This is a genomic window from Microbacterium sp. NPDC056052, assembly GCF_042266785.1.
Taxonomy (GTDB): domain Bacteria; phylum Actinomycetota; class Actinomycetes; order Actinomycetales; family Microbacteriaceae; genus Microbacterium.
Genome location: NZ_JBHJWV010000001.1, coordinates 179,111 through 198,327 on the forward strand (window position 1 = coordinate 179,111; position 19,217 = coordinate 198,327).

The window sequence follows — 19,217 nt, forward strand, 5'->3', positions numbered from 1 at the left end:
ACCGGGAGCGCGCGGACGCGGTCTACTCCGCGCTCATGGAGCGCGCGGGGGAGCGCTGGGTGCAGCCCCGCAAGGAGCGCACGGCGCGCCTGCTCGAGCTCATGGACGACCCGCAGAAGACGTACCGCGTCGTGCACCTCACGGGCACGAACGGCAAGACGTCGACCGCGCGGATGATCGAGAGCCTGCTGCGCGCGCACGGACTGCGCACCGGGCTGTTCACGAGCCCGCACCTCGAGCGCTTCACCGAGCGGATCATGATCGACGGCGAGCCCATCGCGGACGCCGCCGTGGCGGACGCCTGGGAGGAGATCGAGCCCTTCGTGGGCATCGTGGACGCCGAGCTGGAAGCCGCGGGCGACGCGCCGCTGACCTTCTTCGAACTCCTCACCGTGCTCGCGTTCGTGGCCTGCGCGGACGCCCCGATCGACGTGCTCGTGCTCGAGGTCGGCATGGGCGGGTCCTGGGACTCCACGAACACGGCGGACGGCGATGTCGCGGTGTTCACGCCGATCGACCTCGATCACGCCGACCGTCTCGGCGACACGATCGCGAAGATCGCCGAGGTGAAGGCCGGGATCATCAAGGACGGCGCGGCCGTGGTCTCCTCGCGGCAGACGCCCGAGGCCGAGGCCGTGCTGCGCCGCGTCGCGACGGAGCGCGGTGCGAGCATCGCCTTCGAGGGCCAGGACTTCGCCCTCGTCGAGCAGCGCCTCGCCGTCGGCGGTCAGCAGATCACCGTGCGCGGGCTCGCAGGGCAGTACGCCGACGAGTACCTGCCGATGTACGGCGAGCACCAGGGCTTCAACGCCGCTCTGGCGATCGTGGCCGTCGAGTCGCTCATCGGCGGAGCGCAGCACGCGATCGTGGGCGATGTGCTCGCCGAGGGCCTGACGGGGGCGACCTCACCGGGCCGCCTCCAGCTGCTCGGGGTCGCGCCGACCGTGATCGTCGACGCCGCGCACAACCCGCATGGCGCTCGCGCCCTCGCCGCGGCGATGAAGGACAGCTTCGACTTCGACGAGTGGGGCCTCGTGCTCGGCGTGCTCGGCGACAAGGATGCGGCCGGCATCGTCGAGACGCTGCTGCCGTCCGTCGAGCACGTGTTCGCGACCGCTCCCGACTCGGATCGTGCGAGCGACCCGGACGCCCTCGCTGATCTGGTGGAGCGCGCGGGCGGCAGGGCGACCGTGCACCCGACCCTGGCCGACGCCGCGGACGCGGCGCGCGAATGGGCGGCCTCGGCAGACCGGCGCGCGGTGATCATCGCCGGATCCGTCGTGCTGGCGGGCGAGGCGATCTCGCTCGCCGCCGCGGAGGACTGGAAGAGCGGATGGCGCGCGTGACCGACGAGACCGCATCGGGATCCCCGGCCGCGAAGCCCCGCCGTGCCCGCCCGCCGCGCGGCCTCGCCCAGAAGCTCGGATCGATCATCCTCGCGTTCGAGGCGATCGTCGTGGGCCTCGCGGGGCTGACCGTCTTCGGCCTGAAGGCGCTCGGCCCTGGCGTCGAGCCGTGGTGGGGCATCGTGGGCGGCGCCGTCGTCGGCGTCGCGATGCTCGTCGCGGCAGGTCTCATGGGCAGCAGAGCCGGAATCGTGATGGGATGGATCCTGCAGGTCATCGTCCTGCTGTCCGCCATCCTGGTGCCCGCGATCCTGCTGGTCGCGATCGTCTTCGGCGGCATGTGGGCCTACGCGATGATCGTGGGCGGACGCGCGGACCGCGCTGCCCGCTCGGCGGGCTCCTCCGAGCCCTCGGCGGGCGCCGCCCCCGGATCCTCCACCGACACCCCTGGAAACGACGACTGAGAGTGACTGACATGCCCACCGAAGAGACCCTCGTCCTGGTCAAGCCCGACGGCGTCGCGCGCGGCCTGACCGGCGCGATCCTGGCCCGCATCGAGGCCAAGGGCTATGCCCTCGTCGACATCCGCCTCGTCGACCCCGACCGCGACCTCCTGGCCGCGCACTACGCCGAGCACGAGGGCAAGCCGTTCTACGAGCCGCTGCTCGATTTCATGCTGTCGGGCCCGTCCGTGGCGATCCGCCTGGCCGGCAACCGCGTCATCGAGGGCTTCCGCTCGCTGGCCGGCACGACCGACCCGACCACCGCGGCCCCCGGCACGATCCGGGGCGACTTCGGTCGCGACTGGGGCCTGAAGGTGCAGCAGAACCTGGTGCACGGCTCCGACTCGCCCGAGTCCGCCGCGCGTGAGCTCGGCATCTGGTTCGGCTGAGCCCGCACGAAGAACGCCCCCATCCGGCCTCGGCCGCGACGGGGGCGTTCTTCGTCGCCGGGCTCAGCGGAACAGGCGGATGACCTCGCCGATCAGGTCCACGCCGGCGGACTGCGCCAGCAGGATGACGATGACGAACGCGATGATCGAGGCGAGGGGGACCCAGGCGCCGAGCCGCTTCGCGCGCTCCTGGGCGCTGCGGCTGATCGGGAAGGTTCCGTTCGCGAAGAGCTGGAGCACGGTGGCCAGGAATGTCGGGATCACCACGATGTAGGTCAGGCCGCACCACGGGCACAGGGTGTGCAGCGAGAAGAAGCTCTGTCCGATCAGCCAGCAGATGAACACGAACGCGCCGGTGATGCCGAGGCCGAAGAGCCCCCAGAACCAGCGCGGGAAGCGGGCACCCGCGAGGATCGCGACCCCGACCACGAGAGGCGCCATCCATCCGGTGAGGCCGATGAGCGGGTTCGGGAAGCCGAACACGGAGCCCTGCCACGAATCGAGGTTCGCGCCGCACTGCACGAAGGCGCTGATGTCGCACCCCAGAGCGGCCTTGGGATTCGCCGCGGTGGCGAACTTGTCGAGGGTGAGCTGGAAGGCGGCCCACCACCCGACGACGCTCGCGATGATGAGCCAGATGGCGTAGCCGACGGGACGGGTGCGCTGTGCGGACATGCCGCGATTATGGCAGTCGCGCTTCTGTGCGACGTGCATGCGCACGTATCGGTTCGCGTCGAGTCGGGCATCTTGCCGCGATGGTGCGATAATGGAGGGGTCGAACCGCCATGACGGCGGCCGACGGATACAGACTTCGGGGGCCCCGGCCCCCAGCGATCAGAGCACATGCCGATCGCAGACCGATTGAGTTCGCGGCGCCGAGTGCGCCGCACGAGAGAATTCACGACGGCCGGGCCGTCGTGCAGGGAGTACGCCAGAGATGGCCGACGAGAACAATGACAACGCCCCTACCCTCGATCTCGACGCGCTGCAGGCGCCGGTAGTTCCCGAGCCTGCGGAGCCGGCGCCCGCGCCGACGAACGAGGATTCCGCTCCCGACGACGTCGTGGACGCCGCTGAGGCGCCCGTCGCCGAGGCGACCGCGGCCGGATCCGACGAGGACGCGGCCGCGCCCGCCGTCGCTGAGGCCGCTGCTGAGGTCGAAGCGGCCCCCGAGGCGGGATCCGCGGATGCGACCGAGGTCGCGACCGTGACGACCGCCGAGGCCGAGCCTGCTGCTGCAGAGCCCGAGCCCACCGCCGCGGTCGAGCCCGAGCCCTCGGCCGCCACGGCGGTCGAGCCCGCCGCGGAGCCGGAGGCCGCGACCGCGGTGAGCCTCGGCCTGCTGCCGGAGATCTTCGTGTCGCGCGTCTCGACGCAGCTGCACTTCCACGCTCCCGCGTTCGTGACGCTCCCGGCCCGCACGCGCGACAGCGGTCACGACGGCGAGGACAACCGTCGCACCCGCGCGCGCGGCGGCGACGGCGAGCAGCCGCGCCAGCGGCAGCGCGTCGTGGAGTACATCACCGAGCCGAAGGCGATCAAGGGATCCACCCGGCTCGAGGCCAAGAAGCAGCGCCGTCGCGACGGCCGTGACGCCGGCCGTCGTCGCCCCGTGGTGACCGAGGCCGAGTTCCTCGCCCGCCGCGAGGCGGTCGACCGCGAGATGATCGTGCGGTCCAAGAACGGCCGCACCCAGATCGCCGTGCTCGAGGACAACGTGCTCGTCGAGCACTACGTCGCCCGCAATCAGGACGCATCGCTCATCGGCAACGTGTACCTGGGCCGCGTGCAGAACGTCCTGCCCAGCATGGAAGCCGCGTTCGTCGACATCGGTCGCGGCCGCAACGCCGTGCTGTACTCGGGCGAGGTGGACTGGGACGGCGTCGAGACCGGCAACCAGCCGCGCCGCATCGAGCTCGCCCTCAAGGCGGGCGACCGGGTGCTCGTGCAGGTCACCAAGGATCCCGTGGGCCACAAGGGCGCCCGCCTCACCAGCCAGATCTCGCTGCCCGGCCGCTACCTCGTGTACGTGCCGAACGGATCCATGAACGGCATCTCGCGCAAGCTGCCCGACACCGAGCGCGCGCGCCTCAAGCGCATCCTCAAGGAGGTGCTCCCCGAGTCCAGCGGCGTGATCGTGCGCACGGCGGCCGAGGGTGCGACCGAGGAGCAGCTGACCAACGACGTGCAGCGCCTCACCGCGCAGTGGAGCTACATCCAGAAGCAGGTGGAGAGCCAGCAGGCGCCCGCGCTGCTGCACGCCGAGCCCGACCTGCTCGTCAAGATCGTGCGCGACGTCTTCAACGAGGACTTCACCCGGATGCGGATCCAGGGCGCCGACGCCGGCCACACCATCCGCTCCTACCTCGAGGGCGTCGCCCCCGACCTGCTGGACCGGGTTGAGGCGTACGAGGACGTCCGCGATCCTTTCGACGTGTTCCGCGTGACCGAGCAGATCGAGAAGGCACTGGACCGCAAGGTCTGGCTGCCCTCGGGCGGATCCCTCGTGATCGACCGCACCGAAGCCATGACGGTCGTCGACGTCAACACCGGCAAGTTCGTCGGCTCGGGCGGAAACCTCGAGGAGACCGTCACCAAGAACAACCTCGAGGCCGCGGAGGAGATCGTCCGCCAGCTGCGTCTGCGCGACATCGGCGGCATCATCGTCGTCGACTTCATCGACATGGTGCTCGAGTCGAACCGCGACCTCGTGCTGCGTCGTCTCGTCGAGTGCCTGAGCCGCGACCGCACCAAGCACCAGGTGGCCGAGGTCACCTCGCTCGGTCTCGTGCAGATGACCCGCAAGAAGCTCGGTCTGGGCCTGCTGGAGACCTTCAGCGAGCCCTGCGAGGTGTGCGCGGGCCGTGGCGTGATCGTGCACCACGACCCGGTCGTGAAGCACCGCGCGGCCGCACCCCAGCAGAGCTCCAACCGTCGCCAGCGCGGCGGGAACGGCTCCGCGAACGCCGGCGCACCGGCCCCGGCGGCTGCGGCGGCACCTGCGAACGGCGGCACGCACGTGATCCCGGAGGGCGCGAAGTCCGCCCTCGCCCAGATCGCCGCCTCCAGCCGCGCCGCCGAGGCGGCGGCCGGCGAGGCACCGCTCGAGCCCGTGACCGAGGCGCCGACCGAGCGCGCGGGGCAGGATCGCGCCAAGAAGCCGCGCAAGAAGCGCGGCTCCGACCGCGGCAAGTCGCCCAAGACGGAGGCGGAGCAGCTGCTCGACTCCGTGCTGGACGCGCTTCCGGAGCCGAAGGCGCCGGGGCAGGGCCGCAACCGTCGCCGCGTGAGCACCGCCGCCCTCTCCGCGGGCACCGCCATCGTGCACACGACCGAGGCCGCGCCGCAGGCGGACCAGGGCTGACCGGCCCGCAGGGCCACGTCAGGAGGGCTCGGCGCTACGGCGCCGGGTCCTCTTCGTCGTTCCCCACGGGGACCTCGCCGTGGTGCGTGCGCAGGTAGCGTTCGACCCGGCGGTCCGCCTTCGGCACGGCGAGCCCGAGCACCATCGCCGTGATGACGATCGCGAGGACGCCGTCGCTGAACGCCTCCAGCCTGCTCGAGGTCATCGCGGGATCCTCGTGTCGTGATCGTGGCCCCCGACGCGGTCGCGGGCCGGGACCCGCAGGCCGGATGCGATCAGCCGGCGGGTGAGCTCCTTGCCGCCCACGTGCTCCGCGCCGCCCGCGACGAGCCGGTCCAGCGCGTCGGCGGGGACGTCGTAGTGGTCCAGGTCGAACGCCCGCCGGGGGATGTCGTGCAGCGCGGCGAAGGCATGCAGCTCGGCGACGCTGGCGTCGCTGACAAGGTGCGCCCAGAGGCGGCCGTGCGCGGGCCAGATCGGATCGTCTACGAGGATCGCCATTCCGCCGATCCTAGACGCGGGGAGAGGCGTCGAGGCCGATCCGCTCCGTGATCGGATCCGGGATCCCGACACAGCGGCGCTCGCTTTGCGAGGGGGCCGTGGATCCGGTAAAGTAGCTCCTTGGTGCACCGCGCCGGACGCCCCACTCGGCCGCCGCGGGATCATGCAACTCGCGCCCGCCACTGCGGATCCCTCTGCTGTGGCGCGATGCAAGCACAGTCTTCCCGTGAGATTACGGAGCGGTTCCGCTCCCCAACGAAACAGGTATGAAGTGGTTTACGCAGTAGTGCGCGCCGGTGGACGCCAGGAGAAGGTCGAGGTCGGCACGATCGTTCAGCTCGACCGCCTGAAGGCGGCCCAGGGCGACAAGGTCGAGCTCGCCGCGGTGCTCCTCGTCGACGGTGACAAGATCACCACCGACGCCGACAAGCTCGCGAAGGTCAAGGTCACCGCCGAGGTCGTCAGCCACCTCCGCGGCCCGAAGATCGTCATCCAGAAGTTCAAGAACAAGACCGGTTACAAGAAGCGCCAGGGCCACCGTCAGGACCTCACGCGCGTCAAGATCACCGGCATCAAGTAAGCACGAAGAGGAGCTGAGAAATGGCACACAAAAAGGGTGCGAGCTCGACCCGCAACGGTCGTGACTCCAACGCACAGCGACTCGGCGTGAAGCGCTTCGGCGGCCAGACCGTCAGCGCCGGCGAGATCCTCGTCCGCCAGCGCGGCACGCACTTTCACCCCGGCGTGAACGTCGGCCGTGGCGGCGACGACACGCTGTTCGCCCTCGCCGCCGGCGCGGTCGAGTTCGGCGCGAAGGGCGGCCGCAAGGTCGTCAACATCGTCGCGACTGCCGAGTAAGGCTTCCACAGGCTCAGCCACCGGTTGGGCACTGTTCGGCAACGGGGCGGGCTTCGGCTCGCCCCGTTTCCATATCTCCGGGCACGTCCCTTCCCGCACCAATCCAGGAGGATCCGCATGGTCACGTTCGTCGACAGGGTGACGCTGCACCTGCGCGCGGGCAAGGGCGGCAACGGCTGCGTGTCGGTGCACCGCGAGAAGTTCAAGCCGCTCGGCGGCCCGGACGGCGGCAAGGGCGGTGACGGCGGCGACATCGTCCTCGTGGCCGACCCGCAGACCGGGACGCTGCTGTCGTACCACCACTCGCCGCACCGCACGTCGCAGAACGGCGGCTTCGGGATGGGGGACCACCGCTCCGGCTACGACGGCGAGGACCTCGAGCTGCCCGTGCCCGTCGGCACGGTCGTCAAGAGCCCGGACGGCGAAGTCCTCGCCGACCTGATCACCCCCGGCGAGCGCTTCGTGGTCGCCGCGGGCGGTCAGGGCGGCCTCGGCAACGCCTCGCTCGCGACGCCGAAGCGCAAAGCGCCCGGTTTCGCCCTCCTGGGCACGCCCGGCTTCGAGGGCGATGTCGTGCTCGAGCTCAAGACCGTCGCCGACGTGGCGCTGGTCGGCTACCCGTCCGCCGGCAAGTCGAGCCTGATCGCGGCGATCTCCGCCGCGCGGCCGAAGATCGCGGACTACCCGTTCACCACGCTGCATCCGAACCTCGGCGTCGTGCAGGCCGGAGAGTCGCGCTACACCGTGGCCGACGTGCCGGGCCTCGTCGAGGGCGCGAGCGAGGGCCGCGGCCTCGGTCTGCAGTTCCTGCGGCACGTGGAGCGCTGCTCCGCGCTCCTGCACGTGCTCGACTGCGCCACGCTCGAGCCGGGCCGCGATCCGCTCAGCGACCTCGACGTGATCCTCGCCGAGCTCGCCGCCTACGAGGTGCCGGAGGGACAGGTCCCGCTGCTGGAGCGCCCGCAGGTGATCGCGCTCAACAAGATCGATGTGCCGGAGGCCCGCGAGCTCGCCGACTTCGTGCGTCCAGAGCTCGAGGAGCGCGGCTTCCGCGTGTTCGAGATCTCCACCGTGTCGCACGAGGGGCTGCGACCGCTGACCTTCGCGCTCGGCGAGATCGTCGACGCGCACCGCGCAGAGCTGGCCGCGGCCGCTGCGGCGCCCAAGGAACGCGTCGTCATCCGGCCGCGCGGCTCGAAGCGCGAGTTCGAGATCCGCGTCGAGGGCGGCAGCTACGGCAACGTGTATCGGATCCTCGGCGACAAGCCGGTGCGCTGGGTGCAGCAGACCGACTTCCAGAACGAGGAGGCCGTGGGCTTCCTCGCCGACCGGCTCGAGAAGCTCGGCGTCGAGGACGAGCTGTTCCGCCTGGGCGCCGAGCGCGGATCCACCGTCGTGATCGGCCCCGGCGAGAGCATCGTGTTCGACTGGGAGCCGCAGATGTCCTCCGCCGCCGAGCTCATCACCTCGCCGCGCGGTCTGGACTCGCGCTTCGACCCGAACACCCGCCGCACCACGAATGAGCGCCGCGAGCGGTACCACGAGCGCATGGACGCGAAGGCGGCCGCCCGGGCCGAGCTCGAGGAGCGGCGCCTCGCACGAGGCGCCGCAGCGGGGGAGGACGCCGGCAGCGAGGACGTCGAGTGACGGCGCTGACCCGGGCGGACCTGCCGTCGGCGGCGCGGATCGTCGTCAAGGTCGGATCCTCCTCGATCAGCGGCGACGCGGCCTGGCGGATCCCGCTGCTCGTCGAGGCGCTCGCAGAGGCGCACGCGCGCGGCACCGAGATCGTCCTGGTGTCCTCCGGTGCGATCGCGACCGGGATCCCGTTCCTGCAGCTCGACGCCCGGCCCACCGACCTCGCCACGCAGCAGGCCGCGGCCGCTGTCGGGCAGAACGTGCTGATCTACCGCTACCAGGAGGCCCTGCGTCCGCACGGCATCGTGGCGGGGCAGGTGCTGCTGACCACCGGCGACCTGGAGCATCCGACCTCGCGCAGCAACGCGCGCCGCGCCATGGAGCGCCTGCTCGGGCTGCGCGTGCTGCCGATCGTGAACGAGAACGACACCGTCGCCACGCAGGAGATCCGCTTCGGGGACAACGACCGGCTCGGCGCGCTGGTGGCGCAGCTGACCGGGGCCGATGCGCTGGTTCTGCTCAGCGATGTCGAGTCGCTCTACACGCGGCCGCCGTCCGACCCTGCCGCCGAACCGCTCGACATCGTCGCGGCGGGCGCCGACCTGTCCGGCCTCGAGTTCGGCGCGACCGTCGTGAACAGCGTCGGCACCGGGGGAGCGGCGACCAAGGTCTCCGCCGCCCGTCTGGCTGCGGCGAGCGGCATCGGCGTGCTGGTGACCAGTGCGGATCTGGTCGCCGAGGCGCTCTCCGGCGCCGAGATCGGCACCTGGTTCGAACCCGCGGTCTGATTCCGTCATCCGGGCCTCAGGGGCACGGCGCGTGGGTACACTGACCGCATGTCCACCGTGATCGCCGACTTTGCCGTGCCCGCAGACGCCTCCGCGCAGGACGGACCGGATTCGCCCGAGGCGCGCATGCGCGCCGCCAAGGAGGCGTCCCGCGAGATCGCACGACTCACGAGCGCCGGCAAGGTGGCCGCTCTGCACGCCATCGCCGACGCGCTCACGGCCTCGTCGGCCGACATCATCGCCGCCAACGCGCGCGACCTCGCGCGCGGCGCGGAGGACGGCATCGGTGATGGGCTCCTGGACCGGCTGCGCCTGGACGAGAAGCGGATCGACGCGCTGGCGGCTGCCGTGCGCGAGGTAGCCACCCTGCCGGACCCCGTCGGCCGCGTCGTCGGCGGGCATCGCATGCCCAACGGCGTCGCCCTCGAGCAGGTGCGGGTGCCCTTCGGCGTGGTCGGCGCGATCTACGAGGCGCGCCCCAACGTCACGGTCGACATCGCCGCGCTCGCGCTGCGGTCGGGCAATGCGGCCGTTCTGCGCGGGGGCAGCGCCGCCAAGGAGAGCAACACCGTGCTCGTGCGCGTCATGCGCGACGCCCTCGACGCAGCGGGGGTGACCGCGGAGGCGATCCAGACCGTGGACGACTTCGGTCGCGCCGGCGCCACGGCGATGATGCACGCCCGCGGTCTCATCGACGTGCTCGTGCCGCGCGGCAGCGCAGGGCTCATCGAGACCGTCGTGACCGAGTCCACGGTCCCCGTGATCGAGACCGGCGCCGGCGTGGTGCACATCGTGCTGGACGAGACCGCGCCGCGGGACTGGGCGCGCGACATCGTCGTGAACGCCAAGGTGCAGCGCCCCAGCGTGTGCAACGCCGTCGAGACCGTCCTGGTGCTCCGCGCCGCCGCCGACCGGCTCGTCCCGGAGGTCGCGGAAGCGCTGATCGCGCAGGGCGTCACGATCCACGGCGACGAGGACGTCCGCCGGCTCGTGCCCGAGGCGGTCCCGACGACGGACGAGGACTGGGCGACCGAGCACATGAGCCTCGACCTGTCGATGCGCGTCGTGGACGATCTCGACGGCGCGCTCGCGCACATCCGGCAGTACAGCACGGGGCACACCGAGTCGATCATCAGCACCGACGCCCTCGCGATCGAGCGCTTCCTCGCCGAGGTCGACTCGGCCGTCGTGATGGCGAACGCCTCGACCCGGTTCACCGACGGGGGCGAGTTCGGCTTCGGCGCCGAGGTGGGCATCTCCACGCAGAAGCTGCACGCCAGGGGCCCGATGGGACTCGCCGAGCTGACCAGCACCAAGTGGCTTGCGCGGGGGTCGGGGCAGACGCGCGGCTGAGGGCTAGACTGAGGAGCTGAGATCCACCCTGATCACTCTGGAGAATCGATGAACCTCGTCGCACAGCTCGTGCAGACCGCCGCAGAGACCAACGAGCACCACGGAAACGTGGCGCTGGAGACCCTTCCGTTCGGTCTGATCGCCGCCGGCGTGTTCGCGCTGCTCGGCCTGGTCGCGCTCTCCTACCGCAACGTCGCCAACCGCCACGACCGCAAGGCGCAGGCGTGGGCGGCGGAGCACGGCCACGAGGGACATGGGGCCGGTCACGGTCACTGAGCTGATCCGATGACGACCACTCCGGCGCCGCGGATCGGCGTGATGGGCGGAACGTTCGACCCCATCCATCACGGTCACCTCGTTGCTGCCAGCGAAGTGGCGCACTCGTTCGGACTGGACGAGGTCGTCTTCGTGCCCACGGGCCAGCCGTGGCAGAAGAGCGACGTGTCGGACAGCGAGCACCGCTATCTGATGACGGTCATCGCGACGGCCTCGAACCCCTCGTTCACCGTCAGCCGCGTGGACATCGATCGTGAGGGCCCGACCTACACGATCGACACGTTGCGGGATCTGAAGGCGCAGCGCCCGAATGCGGAGTTCTTCTTCATCACGGGTGCAGACGCCGTGGCGCAGATTCTCAGCTGGAGGGATCATGATGAACTGTGGGATCTGGCCCACTTCGTCGCGGTTTCCCGACCAGGTCACGTGCTGAGCACGGACGGTCTGCCCAGTGACGACGTCAGCCAGCTCGAAGTCCCCGCCCTCGCGATCTCGTCGACCGATTGCCGATCCCGCGTCCGCGAGGGGGATCCCGTCTGGTACCTCGTGCCGGACGGTGTGGTCCAGTACATCGCGAAGCATCATCTTTATCGGAGCACGTCATGAGCACATCGGATCAGCAGGCGCACATTGCTGATCAGTCATCTGGCAGCAGCCAGCTGACTCGCAAGCAGCTGCGGGAGGCGCGCCTCACCGGATCGACCCCGATCGTCACTCCGGAGGAGGCCGAGGCGGCACGCCGGCAGAGCATCGCCTCCGCGGTCGCTCAACCCGCCGCGGCTGCGCCGGTGGCGGAGCCCGTCGTTGAGACGCCCGTTGCCGAACCCGTTTCAGCGCCCGTCGCCGACGCGCCCGTCGCCGAGGCCGCCGTTCCGGCTCCCGCAGGGGCCGGTATCGAGCGCCAGGACTCCGGCGAGGGCGAGGAGCCGCTCACCCGCCGCCAGAAGCGCGAGCAGGAGCGGATCCGCACCGGCGTGCTGCCGGTGTTCGATCCGGCCGCGCAGGATGCCCCGATTGCGTCTTCCTCTGCCGTCGTGGAGCCCGCCGCGGCGCCGTCGGCGCCCGCCTCCGCTTTCGCCCCGCCGCCGGTTTCTGCAGCGGCGCCTGTCGCGTCCGAGCCGGCCGCGTCCGAGGCGTCGGAGATGATCACGGACGTGCCGCGACCCAGCTACCCGAGCCGTCGCCGTTCCTTCGAGTCCGCCGCGCCGGTGTCGGCTCCGGAGCCCGATGAGCAGGACGGCGTCGACGACGCCGAACAGGGCGTCGCGCCGGTGTCGGTCTCCTCCGTCATGCGCGCCGAGGAGGAGACCGGACGCATGTGGCACGCGGATCCCGTCTCCGTGGCGCCCAAGGCCGTCGAAGACGCGCAGTCCGTCCGCCAGGCCGACTCGGCCTCCGCCTCGCTGCTGCCCGCGGTCCCCGCGCCGGATGCCGATCCGGTGAGCCTGCCCTTCTCGTCCGAGCAGACGGCCCTCTGGTCGGCCGCGGCGGACTCCGCCGCCGAGGCGCCGCAGACCCCTGCCACTCCGGCTCCGGCTGCGCCCGCCGAGGCCGCCCCGGGCCCCGTGTCTCCGGCCGCGCCCGCCGCAGGGTCCGAATCCACGGTCAACGCCGGTTTCGGCGAGCGCGTGCTCACGGAGCAGGCGCGCACCCCGCAGGTGGATTCCTTCGACGCGCTGATCGGGGACTCCACGGGGTCGCACCACGCCGCGCCGAACGCGCTGATCTTCCAGCAGGCGCCTGCCGGCCTGTCGCTGTCGGGCCCCGTCGCCTCCACCGGCGAGATCCTCGTCACCGGCAGCTACGACCTTCCCTCGGGTCTCGGCTCGCGCGGCCACGCCGACGGCATGGCCGACGGCAAAGAGGTCGACGCGGTTCTCGTCGACGGCGAGCTCGCGCCCGCGTCCTCGCCCACCCCGATCGCCGCCAGCGCGGCGATCGGCACGATCAAGCCCGCCGGCGAGGTCATTCGCCCGCCCGAGCCCGAAAAGGGCAACAAGCTCATGCTCGCTCTGACCATCACCGCCGGCGCTCTCGCCGTCGCCCTGGTCGGCGCGCTCATCGTCGCCATCACCACAGGAGCGTTCTCTTCATGATGCAGTCGCCGTCCGCCGCAGACATGCTGCAGATCGCCGCAGACGCGGCCCGTTCCAAGGGCGGAGAGGACCTGCTCGCGCTGAATGTGTCAGAGCCGCTGCCGCTCGTCGACATCTTCCTCCTCGTCACCGGCAACAGCGAGCGCAACGTCGCCGCGATCGCCGACGAGGTCGAGGACAGGATGATCGAGGCCGGCCACAAGCGCGTGCGCCGCGAGGGCCGCAGCGAGGCCCGCTGGGTGCTGCTCGACTTCGGCGACCTCATCGTGCACGTCTTCCACGAGGAGGAGCGCACGTACTACGGCCTGGAGCGCCTCTGGAAGGACTGCCCCGTGGTGCCGATCGCCGAGCCCACGCCGCTCGGTGTGACCGCCGAGCGGGACTGATCCGGCGAGGATCCGCGATCCGCGAGTAGGGTCGAGCCGTGGGACGGATCACGACGCTGCGGCCGGTCACCCGGATCGCCCTGGGGGAGGGCGTGCATCGTCGCGCCGACACGCTCGCGGTCGAGGAGCCGCTGGAGATCCGGATCGGCGGTGCGCCGCTCGCAGTCACGATGCGCACCCCCGGGCATGACGTCGAACTCGCGATCGGATTCCTCGTCTCGGAGGGCGTGATCTCGGAGAGGTCCGACTTCCGTGCCGCGATCCACTGCGGCGGCCCCGGCACCGGCGGCGCCGAGAACACCTACAACGTGCTCGACACGTCCCTCGCCCCCGGCGTACGGCTGCCCGGCGCCGACGAGGCGCGCCGTTTCTACACGACCAGTTCGTGCGGCGTGTGCGGGAAGGCCAGCATCGACGCCGTGCGGACGGTGTCGCACCACGACGTGACGCAGGACGACGTCCAGGTCGAGGCGGGATGGATCGCCGAGCTGCCGGACCGGCTCCGCGCCGAACAGGCCGCGTTCGACAAGACCGGGGGACTGCACGCCGCCGCGCTCTTCGATGCCGTCAGCGGCGAGCTGCTCGTGATCCGGGAGGACGTGGGCAGGCACAACGCCGTGGACAAGGTCGTCGGCTGGGCGCTGCAGGAGGGGCGGCTCCCGCTGCGCTCCACCGTGCTGCAGGTCTCGGGACGGGCGAGCTTCGAGCTCGTGCAGAAGGCCGCCATGGCGGGGATCCCGATCCTCTCGGCGGTCTCCGCGCCGTCCTCGCTGGCCGCGGAGCTCGCCGAGCAGACCGGGCTGACGCTGATCGGCTTCGTGCGAGGACGATCCATGAACGTGTACGCGCATGCGCAGCGCGTACTGATCGATGCGGCGACGCAGGGCGAGGAGCCCGTGCGAGGAGGACGGACAGAGCGATGAGCGACGACGTGGACGCGCGTGGGGGAACGGCCTTCGGACTCATGCCGGACGAGCCGCGGCAGGGCGGCTACGGGCCGCGCACGACGGCTGCCTGGTCGCGGAAGCCCTACCGTCACCCGGCCGCGGGCTGGGGTGCGGCGAAGTCCGTCGGGCAGGTGCTGCTGCGCGAGCGCGAGCCGATCGCCGGCTCCGGCGCGATGCTCATCATGAACCACGGCGGATCCGGATACGACTGCCCAGGGTGCGCCTGGCCGGACGATCCGGGCAACCTGCGCCTGGACATCTGCGAGAACGGCATCAAGCACGTCACGTGGGAGATGACGCACAAGCGCGTCGACCGGCAGTTCTTCGCCTCGCACACGGTCGCCGAGCTGTCCCAGTGGACGGACTTCGACCTCGAGGACCAGGGGCGCCTCACCGAGCCGATGAGCTACGACGCCGCGAGCGACAGGTACGTGCCGATCTCCTGGGACGAGGCGTTCGCTCTCATCGGCGATGAGCTGCGCGGTCTGGACAGCCCCGACGAGGCCAGCTTCTACACCTCGGGCCGCCTGAGCAACGAGGCGACGTTCCTGTACCAGCTCATGGTGCGCGAGTACGGCACCAACAACCTCCCTGACTGCTCGAACATGTGCCACGAGGCCTCGGGACGCGCGCTGAAGGCCTCGCTCGCCACGGGCAAGGGAACCGCGGATCTGCGCGACTGGGAGGAGTGCGACGCGCTCTTCGTCCTCGGCGTGAACGCCGCATCGAACGCTCCGCGCATGCTGACGGCGCTGTCCGATGCCGTCCGCCGCGGCGCCCAGGTGGTGCACGTCAATCCGCTCGTCGAGGTGGGGGCGACGCGGACGATCGTGCCGCACGACTTCGTCGACATGGCGCTGTTCAAGAGCACCGCCACGAGCACGATGAATCTGCAGGTGCGGCTCGGCGGCGATCTCGCGCTCATCCGCGGGATGGCCAAGGTCGTCTTCGAGGCGGCCGCGGCGGATCCCGCTGTCCTCGACACCGCATTCCTCCGCGCCTGCACGAACGGGCTCGAGGACTACCGCGCACTCGTCGAGGCCACGCCCTGGGCGGAGCTCGTGCGGCAGTCCGGCCTCAGCGAGGGGCAGATCCGCGAAGCCGCGGCGATCTACCTCGGCTCGGAGCGGACGGTGATCAGCTGGTGCCTCGGCGTGAGCCAGCACGAGCACGGCGTGGACACCGTGCGCGAGATCGTGAACCTGCTGCTGCTGCGCGGCAACGTCGGGCGTCCAGGGACCGGACCGTCGCCCGTGCGCGGGCACAGCAACGTGCAGGGCAACCGCACCTGCGGCATCGACCACCGCCCGCCCCCCTGGACGGACCGGCTCGCCGAGGTCTGCCGCATCGAACCGCCCCGCCATCCCGGCCTGGACACCGTCAAGACGATCCGCGGCATGCACGACGGAACGGTCAAGGTCTTCGTCGGCATGGGCGGGAACTTCGTGCTGGCCGCCCCCGACACGGCATACACCGCCGAAGCCCTCAGCCGCTGCCGGCTGACCGTGCAGGTGAGCACCAAGCTCAACCGCAGCCATCTCGTCCATGGTGGGAAGGCGCTGATCCTGCCCTGCCTCGGACGCACCGAGCGCGACCAGCAGCAGGCCGGCCCGCAGGGCGTCACGGTCGAGGATGCGATGAGCATGGTGCACCTCTCGGTGGGGCGCAAGCGCCCGGCGTCGGCCTACCTGCGCTCGGAGCCCGCGATCATCGCCGGGATCGCGATGGCCACCCTGCCGGCGTCGCAGACCCCCTGGGAGGACTACATCGCCGATTACGACCGGATCAGGGATGTCATGGCGCAGGTTCTCCCCGGCTTCGAGGGCTTCAACGACCTGATCCGCAACCGTCACGGATTCCGCATCCCGCAGCCCGCCCGCGAACGGGTCTTCGAGACGGAGTCCGGGCGGGCGGAGTTCTCGCACGCGCCGCTGCCCGATGTGATCCCCGCATCCGCCGAGACGCTGGTGCTGCAGACCATGCGCTCGCACGACCAGTGGAACACGACGATCTACTCGAGCAACGATCGCTATCGCGGCGTGAAGAACCTGCGCGAGCTGATCTTCCTGCACGCGGACGACATGCGCGCGAGGGGGATCGCGGAGGGGGATCTCGTCGACATCCGGTCGACCTCGAAGGACGGATCCACCCGCGTCGTGCACGCCTTCCGTGCGGTGCCCTATGACCTTCCGCAGGGCTGCGCGGCCGGCTACATGCCGGAGCTGAACGTGCTGATCGGACATGCCGACTTCAGCGCGCAGAGCGATCAGCCGCTCATGAAGAGCATCCAGGTCACCGTCACCCGGTCCGCGGCGCGCGCGGCCTGAGCGCCGTCGCGCTGCCGGGGGTCGTCCTCAGGCGTCCGCGAGCTGCAACGCCGCCTCCCGGACCGCGCGGAGGCGCTCTCCGAACCCGTCAGGCACCTCCGCGGGCAGGGCGTCGAGCGGGAACCAGCGGACGTCCTCGCTCTCGTCGCTGACGGCGATCTGCGTCGCCGGATCCGCGAGCGCCGCGAAGCCGACGTCCCAGTGCGCGGTGCAGGCGAAACCCCCGTGCAGCGCGTGCCGGTCGAGGTCGAGGATCCCGGCCGAGAGCAGGAGCAGGTCAGCGATCCCCGATTCCTCCCGCGCCTCTCTCTGCGCGGTCGCGGAGATCGACGGGTCCTGCGACTCGACGTGCCCTCCGAACTGCACCCAGAACCGCCCCTTGCCATGGAAGCACAGCAGCACCTGGGCGAAGTCGGGGGAGAACACGAAGCAGGATCCGGTGACGTGCTCCGCTCCGCCATCTCGGCGCAGCGCATCGTCGCCGCCCGCGCGCACGAAGTCGAGATAGGCGTCCCGCACGGGGGACGGCGGCAGCGCGGTCAGGTCGCGGAGCAGGTCGTGATGGCGCATCCCGCCATTCTGCCGTGGGGTGAGCGAGCCCGTCGCCCTCGCGGTCAGAGGTCGCGGGCGAACAGGTCGTCCCAGGTTTCGCGGCGGATCACGGCTCTGGCCGCGCCGTCGCGCACGAACACCACGGGCGGGCGGCGGTAGCCGTTGTAATTGTTCGCCATGGTGTGCGTGTAGGCGCCCGTCGCGGGCACGGCGAGCAGGTCGCCGACCCGGACCTCCGGGAGGCGCAGCGGATCGATCAGGACGTCGCCGGACTCGCAGTGCCGGCCGACCACGACGACGTCTTCCACGGCGTCCTCGTGCAGGCGCGCGGCGAGCGCGGCCTCATAGCGCTGCTGGAAGAGGGCGACCTCGAGGTTGTCGCCCATCCCGCCGTCGACCGCCACGAAGGTGCGGGCGTCGCGCTTGACCGTGGTCACCGTGTACAGGGTCAGCGCCGAGGCGTTGACCATGCTGCGTCCCGGTTCGATGATGATCTCGGCCTCGGCGGGGAGGTGCTCCGCCGCCGCGGCGAGCAGCGCCTCGATGTAGGCGTCGACCGAGGCGGGGTGCTCGTCGTAGGTGTAGCGCGCTCCCAGCCCGCCGCCGAGGTCGTAGACGGGGAAGGTTCCCAGCGCGGCGAGGGGTGCGACCGCGGCGGCGAGCTCGGCGGGATCCATGATCTGCGACCCGACGTGGGCGTGCACGCCGCGCATCCGCAGCTGCGGACTCTCCTCGATCCGGGTGATGAGCGCCTTCGCGGCCGCGGCGGTGAGGCCGAACTTGGATCCGACCTGTCCGGTCTGCACGTGCGGATGCGTGGAGGACTCCACCTCGGGGATCACGCGCACGAGCACGTCCTGGGCGTGCGCCTCCGGCACCAGCTGCTCCAGGCGGTCCACGTCGTCGGCGTTGTCGACGACGACCAGGCCGAGGCCCGCGTCGACCGCGATCCTCAGCTCCTCGGTCGTCTTCGCGTTGCCGTGCATGACCAGCAGTGCGGGGTCGATGCCCGCGCGCAGCGCGCTGAGGATCTCGCCGCCGCCCGCGACGTCCAGTCCGATGCCCTCCTCGACCATGACCCGCTGCACGGCGGTGGCCGGGAACGCCTTCGACGCAAACACCACGCGGGAGTTCGAGCGGCGCGAGGTCAGCGCGGTGCGGTACTCCTGCGCACGGGCGCGCAATGCGGCCTCGTCGACGATGATCGCCGGCGTGCCGAACTCACGGGCGAGGTCGTCGACGCGGCACCCGCCGATCCGCAGGGTGCCATCGGCATCGACCAGCAGGAGCGCTGGCTCTTCGCCGCCGCGGGAAATGACCCGATGGACACGATCGTGATCGACGCCTTCGCGGCCAGAGGGCACGCGCTCGACGTCGCGATCCGCACCGACGACTTCCAGGTGATGCTCGGGATGATCGCGGCCCGCCTCGCGGTGGGCCTGCTGCCGAGTCTCGCGGTCGGTGGATCCCATCCCGGGATCGTCCTGCGCCCGATCGCGGATCCGTCGTTCGTGCGCTCCATCCTCGTGGCGACCTCCGCCGAGGGGTCGACGCGCGGGCCGTCCACCGCGGTCCGACAGTTGGTGCTCGCGATCCGCGACGCCTTCAACGCGCTGCCCTCCGCGTAACCCCGGGGAGGGGATGACACGCCCGGCGGTGCGCATCAGGCGTCACGATTGGCGCGGCGCGACGGCCATGTTGTAGTCTAAATGAGTTGTCGCGGGAAGCCGCGAACGGCGTCTGGGCCTGTGGCGCAGCTGGTAGCGCACCTGCATGGCATGCAGGGGGTCAGGGGTTCGAGTCCCCTCAGGTCCACAGAGAAGACGGCCGATCAGACATGAGAAATCATGACTGATCGGCCGTTTTTACTCCAGTGTACGTACCGATCTGGCC

Annotated in this window: 21 protein-coding genes and 1 tRNA gene; 17 read left to right on the plus strand and 5 right to left on the minus strand. The window is 71.0% G+C overall.

What is annotated here, in order from left to right:
- Positions 1-35 precede the first annotated feature (35 nt).
- The 3 genes from ACFC1J_RS00870 to ndk are packed head-to-tail and all read left to right on the plus strand — an operon-like array spanning position 36 to position 2,238.
- Positions 36-1,346: a bifunctional folylpolyglutamate synthase/dihydrofolate synthase gene (locus ACFC1J_RS00870; protein WP_375902689.1), complete on the plus strand. Its 1,311-nt coding sequence runs from the start codon at positions 36-38 to the stop codon at positions 1,344-1,346.
- Entirely contained in the window at positions 1,334-1,810 is a 477-nt protein-coding gene (locus tag ACFC1J_RS00875) for a DUF4233 domain-containing protein (RefSeq protein ID WP_375901643.1), read from the plus strand. Before ACFC1J_RS00870 ends, ACFC1J_RS00875 begins: the two co-directional genes overlap by 13 nt.
- Positions 1,811-1,821: 11 nt before the next feature.
- Positions 1,822-2,238 carry a nucleoside-diphosphate kinase gene (gene ndk / locus ACFC1J_RS00880; protein ID WP_375901645.1) on the plus strand — a complete coding sequence of 139 codons (417 nt, stop codon included), beginning with the start codon at positions 1,822-1,824 and terminating at the stop codon, positions 2,236-2,238.
- A gap of 63 nt (positions 2,239-2,301) precedes the next feature.
- On the opposite strand, the gene ACFC1J_RS00885 is transcribed toward ndk, so the two are convergent.
- Positions 2,302-2,913: a vitamin K epoxide reductase family protein gene (locus ACFC1J_RS00885; RefSeq protein WP_375901646.1), complete on the minus strand. Its 612-nt coding sequence runs from the start codon at positions 2,911-2,913 to the stop codon at positions 2,302-2,304.
- A 262-nt stretch (positions 2,914-3,175) separates the two neighbouring features.
- Here ACFC1J_RS00885 and ACFC1J_RS00890 point away from each other — a divergent pair, with 262 nt between their 5' ends.
- Positions 3,176-5,602, plus strand: coding sequence for an Rne/Rng family ribonuclease (locus tag ACFC1J_RS00890; protein WP_375901648.1), 2,427 nt, complete (start codon positions 3,176-3,178; stop codon positions 5,600-5,602).
- Between the two features lie 34 nt (positions 5,603-5,636).
- Here the strand turns inward: ACFC1J_RS00890 and ACFC1J_RS00895 are convergent, their stop codons facing one another.
- Both ACFC1J_RS00895 and ACFC1J_RS00900 read right to left on the minus strand, forming a co-directional pair.
- On the minus strand, positions 5,637-5,807 hold the full coding sequence (locus tag ACFC1J_RS00895; RefSeq protein ID WP_375901650.1) for a TMEM175 family protein: 171 nt from the start codon (positions 5,805-5,807) through the stop codon (positions 5,637-5,639).
- Entirely contained in the window at positions 5,804-6,103 is a 300-nt protein-coding gene (locus tag ACFC1J_RS00900) for a DUF4031 domain-containing protein (RefSeq protein ID WP_375901652.1), read from the minus strand. Before ACFC1J_RS00900 ends, ACFC1J_RS00895 begins: the two co-directional genes overlap by 4 nt.
- A gap of 271 nt (positions 6,104-6,374) precedes the next feature.
- Between ACFC1J_RS00900 and rplU the strand changes: the two genes are divergently transcribed.
- From rplU to ACFC1J_RS00955, 11 genes are all read left to right on the plus strand, one after another.
- Entirely contained in the window at positions 6,375-6,683 is a 309-nt protein-coding gene (gene rplU, locus ACFC1J_RS00905) for a 50S ribosomal protein L21 (RefSeq protein WP_233309240.1), read from the plus strand.
- 20 nt (positions 6,684-6,703) lie between these two features.
- Positions 6,704-6,961 carry a 50S ribosomal protein L27 gene (gene rpmA, locus ACFC1J_RS00910; RefSeq protein ID WP_375901653.1) on the plus strand — a complete coding sequence of 86 codons (258 nt, stop codon included), beginning with the start codon at positions 6,704-6,706 and terminating at the stop codon, positions 6,959-6,961.
- Between the two features lie 117 nt (positions 6,962-7,078).
- The gene (gene obgE / locus ACFC1J_RS00915) at positions 7,079-8,608 is read left to right on the plus strand and encodes a GTPase ObgE (protein WP_375901655.1); all 1,530 of its coding nucleotides are present in this window, start codon (positions 7,079-7,081) and stop codon (positions 8,606-8,608) included.
- Positions 8,605-9,387 (plus strand): glutamate 5-kinase, encoded by a 783-nt coding sequence (gene proB / locus ACFC1J_RS00920; RefSeq protein WP_375901656.1) that lies wholly within the window; start codon positions 8,605-8,607, stop codon positions 9,385-9,387. Before obgE ends, proB begins: the two co-directional genes overlap by 4 nt.
- A gap of 126 nt (positions 9,388-9,513) precedes the next feature.
- Positions 9,514-10,740 carry a glutamate-5-semialdehyde dehydrogenase gene (locus ACFC1J_RS00925; RefSeq protein ID WP_375902691.1) on the plus strand — a complete coding sequence of 409 codons (1,227 nt, stop codon included), beginning with the start codon at positions 9,514-9,516 and terminating at the stop codon, positions 10,738-10,740.
- Positions 10,741-10,788: 48 nt separating this feature from the next.
- Positions 10,789-11,016, plus strand: coding sequence for a hypothetical protein (locus ACFC1J_RS00930; RefSeq protein WP_375901658.1), 228 nt, complete (start codon positions 10,789-10,791; stop codon positions 11,014-11,016).
- Between the two features lie 9 nt (positions 11,017-11,025).
- Positions 11,026-11,622, plus strand: a complete 597-nt coding sequence (gene nadD, locus ACFC1J_RS00935; protein WP_375901660.1) for a nicotinate-nucleotide adenylyltransferase — start codon at positions 11,026-11,028, stop codon at positions 11,620-11,622.
- A complete protein-coding gene (locus ACFC1J_RS00940) occupies positions 11,619-13,112 on the plus strand; it encodes a hypothetical protein (protein ID WP_375901661.1) in 1,494 nt (497 codons plus the stop codon). The genes nadD and ACFC1J_RS00940 overlap by 4 nt, the downstream gene beginning before the upstream one ends.
- On the plus strand, positions 13,109-13,498 hold the full coding sequence (gene rsfS / locus ACFC1J_RS00945) for a ribosome silencing factor (RefSeq protein ID WP_375901663.1): 390 nt from the start codon (positions 13,109-13,111) through the stop codon (positions 13,496-13,498). The genes ACFC1J_RS00940 and rsfS overlap by 4 nt, the downstream gene beginning before the upstream one ends.
- A 38-nt stretch (positions 13,499-13,536) precedes the next feature.
- On the plus strand, positions 13,537-14,421 hold the full coding sequence (gene fdhD, locus ACFC1J_RS00950) for a formate dehydrogenase accessory sulfurtransferase FdhD (RefSeq protein WP_375901664.1): 885 nt from the start codon (positions 13,537-13,539) through the stop codon (positions 14,419-14,421).
- Positions 14,418-16,772: an FdhF/YdeP family oxidoreductase gene (locus tag ACFC1J_RS00955; protein ID WP_375901666.1), complete on the plus strand. Its 2,355-nt coding sequence runs from the start codon at positions 14,418-14,420 to the stop codon at positions 16,770-16,772. Before fdhD ends, ACFC1J_RS00955 begins: the two co-directional genes overlap by 4 nt.
- Before the next feature lie 27 nt (positions 16,773-16,799).
- On the opposite strand, the gene ACFC1J_RS00960 is transcribed toward ACFC1J_RS00955, so the two are convergent.
- A complete protein-coding gene (locus ACFC1J_RS00960) occupies positions 16,800-17,342 on the minus strand; it encodes an NUDIX hydrolase (protein ID WP_375901668.1) in 543 nt (180 codons plus the stop codon).
- Between the two features lie 44 nt (positions 17,343-17,386).
- Positions 17,387-18,688: a diaminopimelate decarboxylase gene (lysA, locus tag ACFC1J_RS00965; RefSeq protein ID WP_375901669.1), complete on the minus strand. Its 1,302-nt coding sequence runs from the start codon at positions 18,686-18,688 to the stop codon at positions 17,387-17,389.
- Between lysA and ACFC1J_RS00970 the strand changes: the two genes are divergently transcribed.
- Both ACFC1J_RS00970 and ACFC1J_RS00975 read left to right on the plus strand, forming a co-directional pair.
- Positions 18,647-18,952: a LysR family transcriptional regulator substrate-binding protein gene (locus ACFC1J_RS00970; protein ID WP_375901671.1), complete on the plus strand. Its 306-nt coding sequence runs from the start codon at positions 18,647-18,649 to the stop codon at positions 18,950-18,952. The genes lysA and ACFC1J_RS00970 overlap by 42 nt on opposite strands.
- Before the next feature lie 114 nt (positions 18,953-19,066).
- Positions 19,067-19,139 (plus strand) — tRNA-Ala (locus ACFC1J_RS00975).
- Positions 19,140-19,217: the final 78 nt, after the last annotated feature.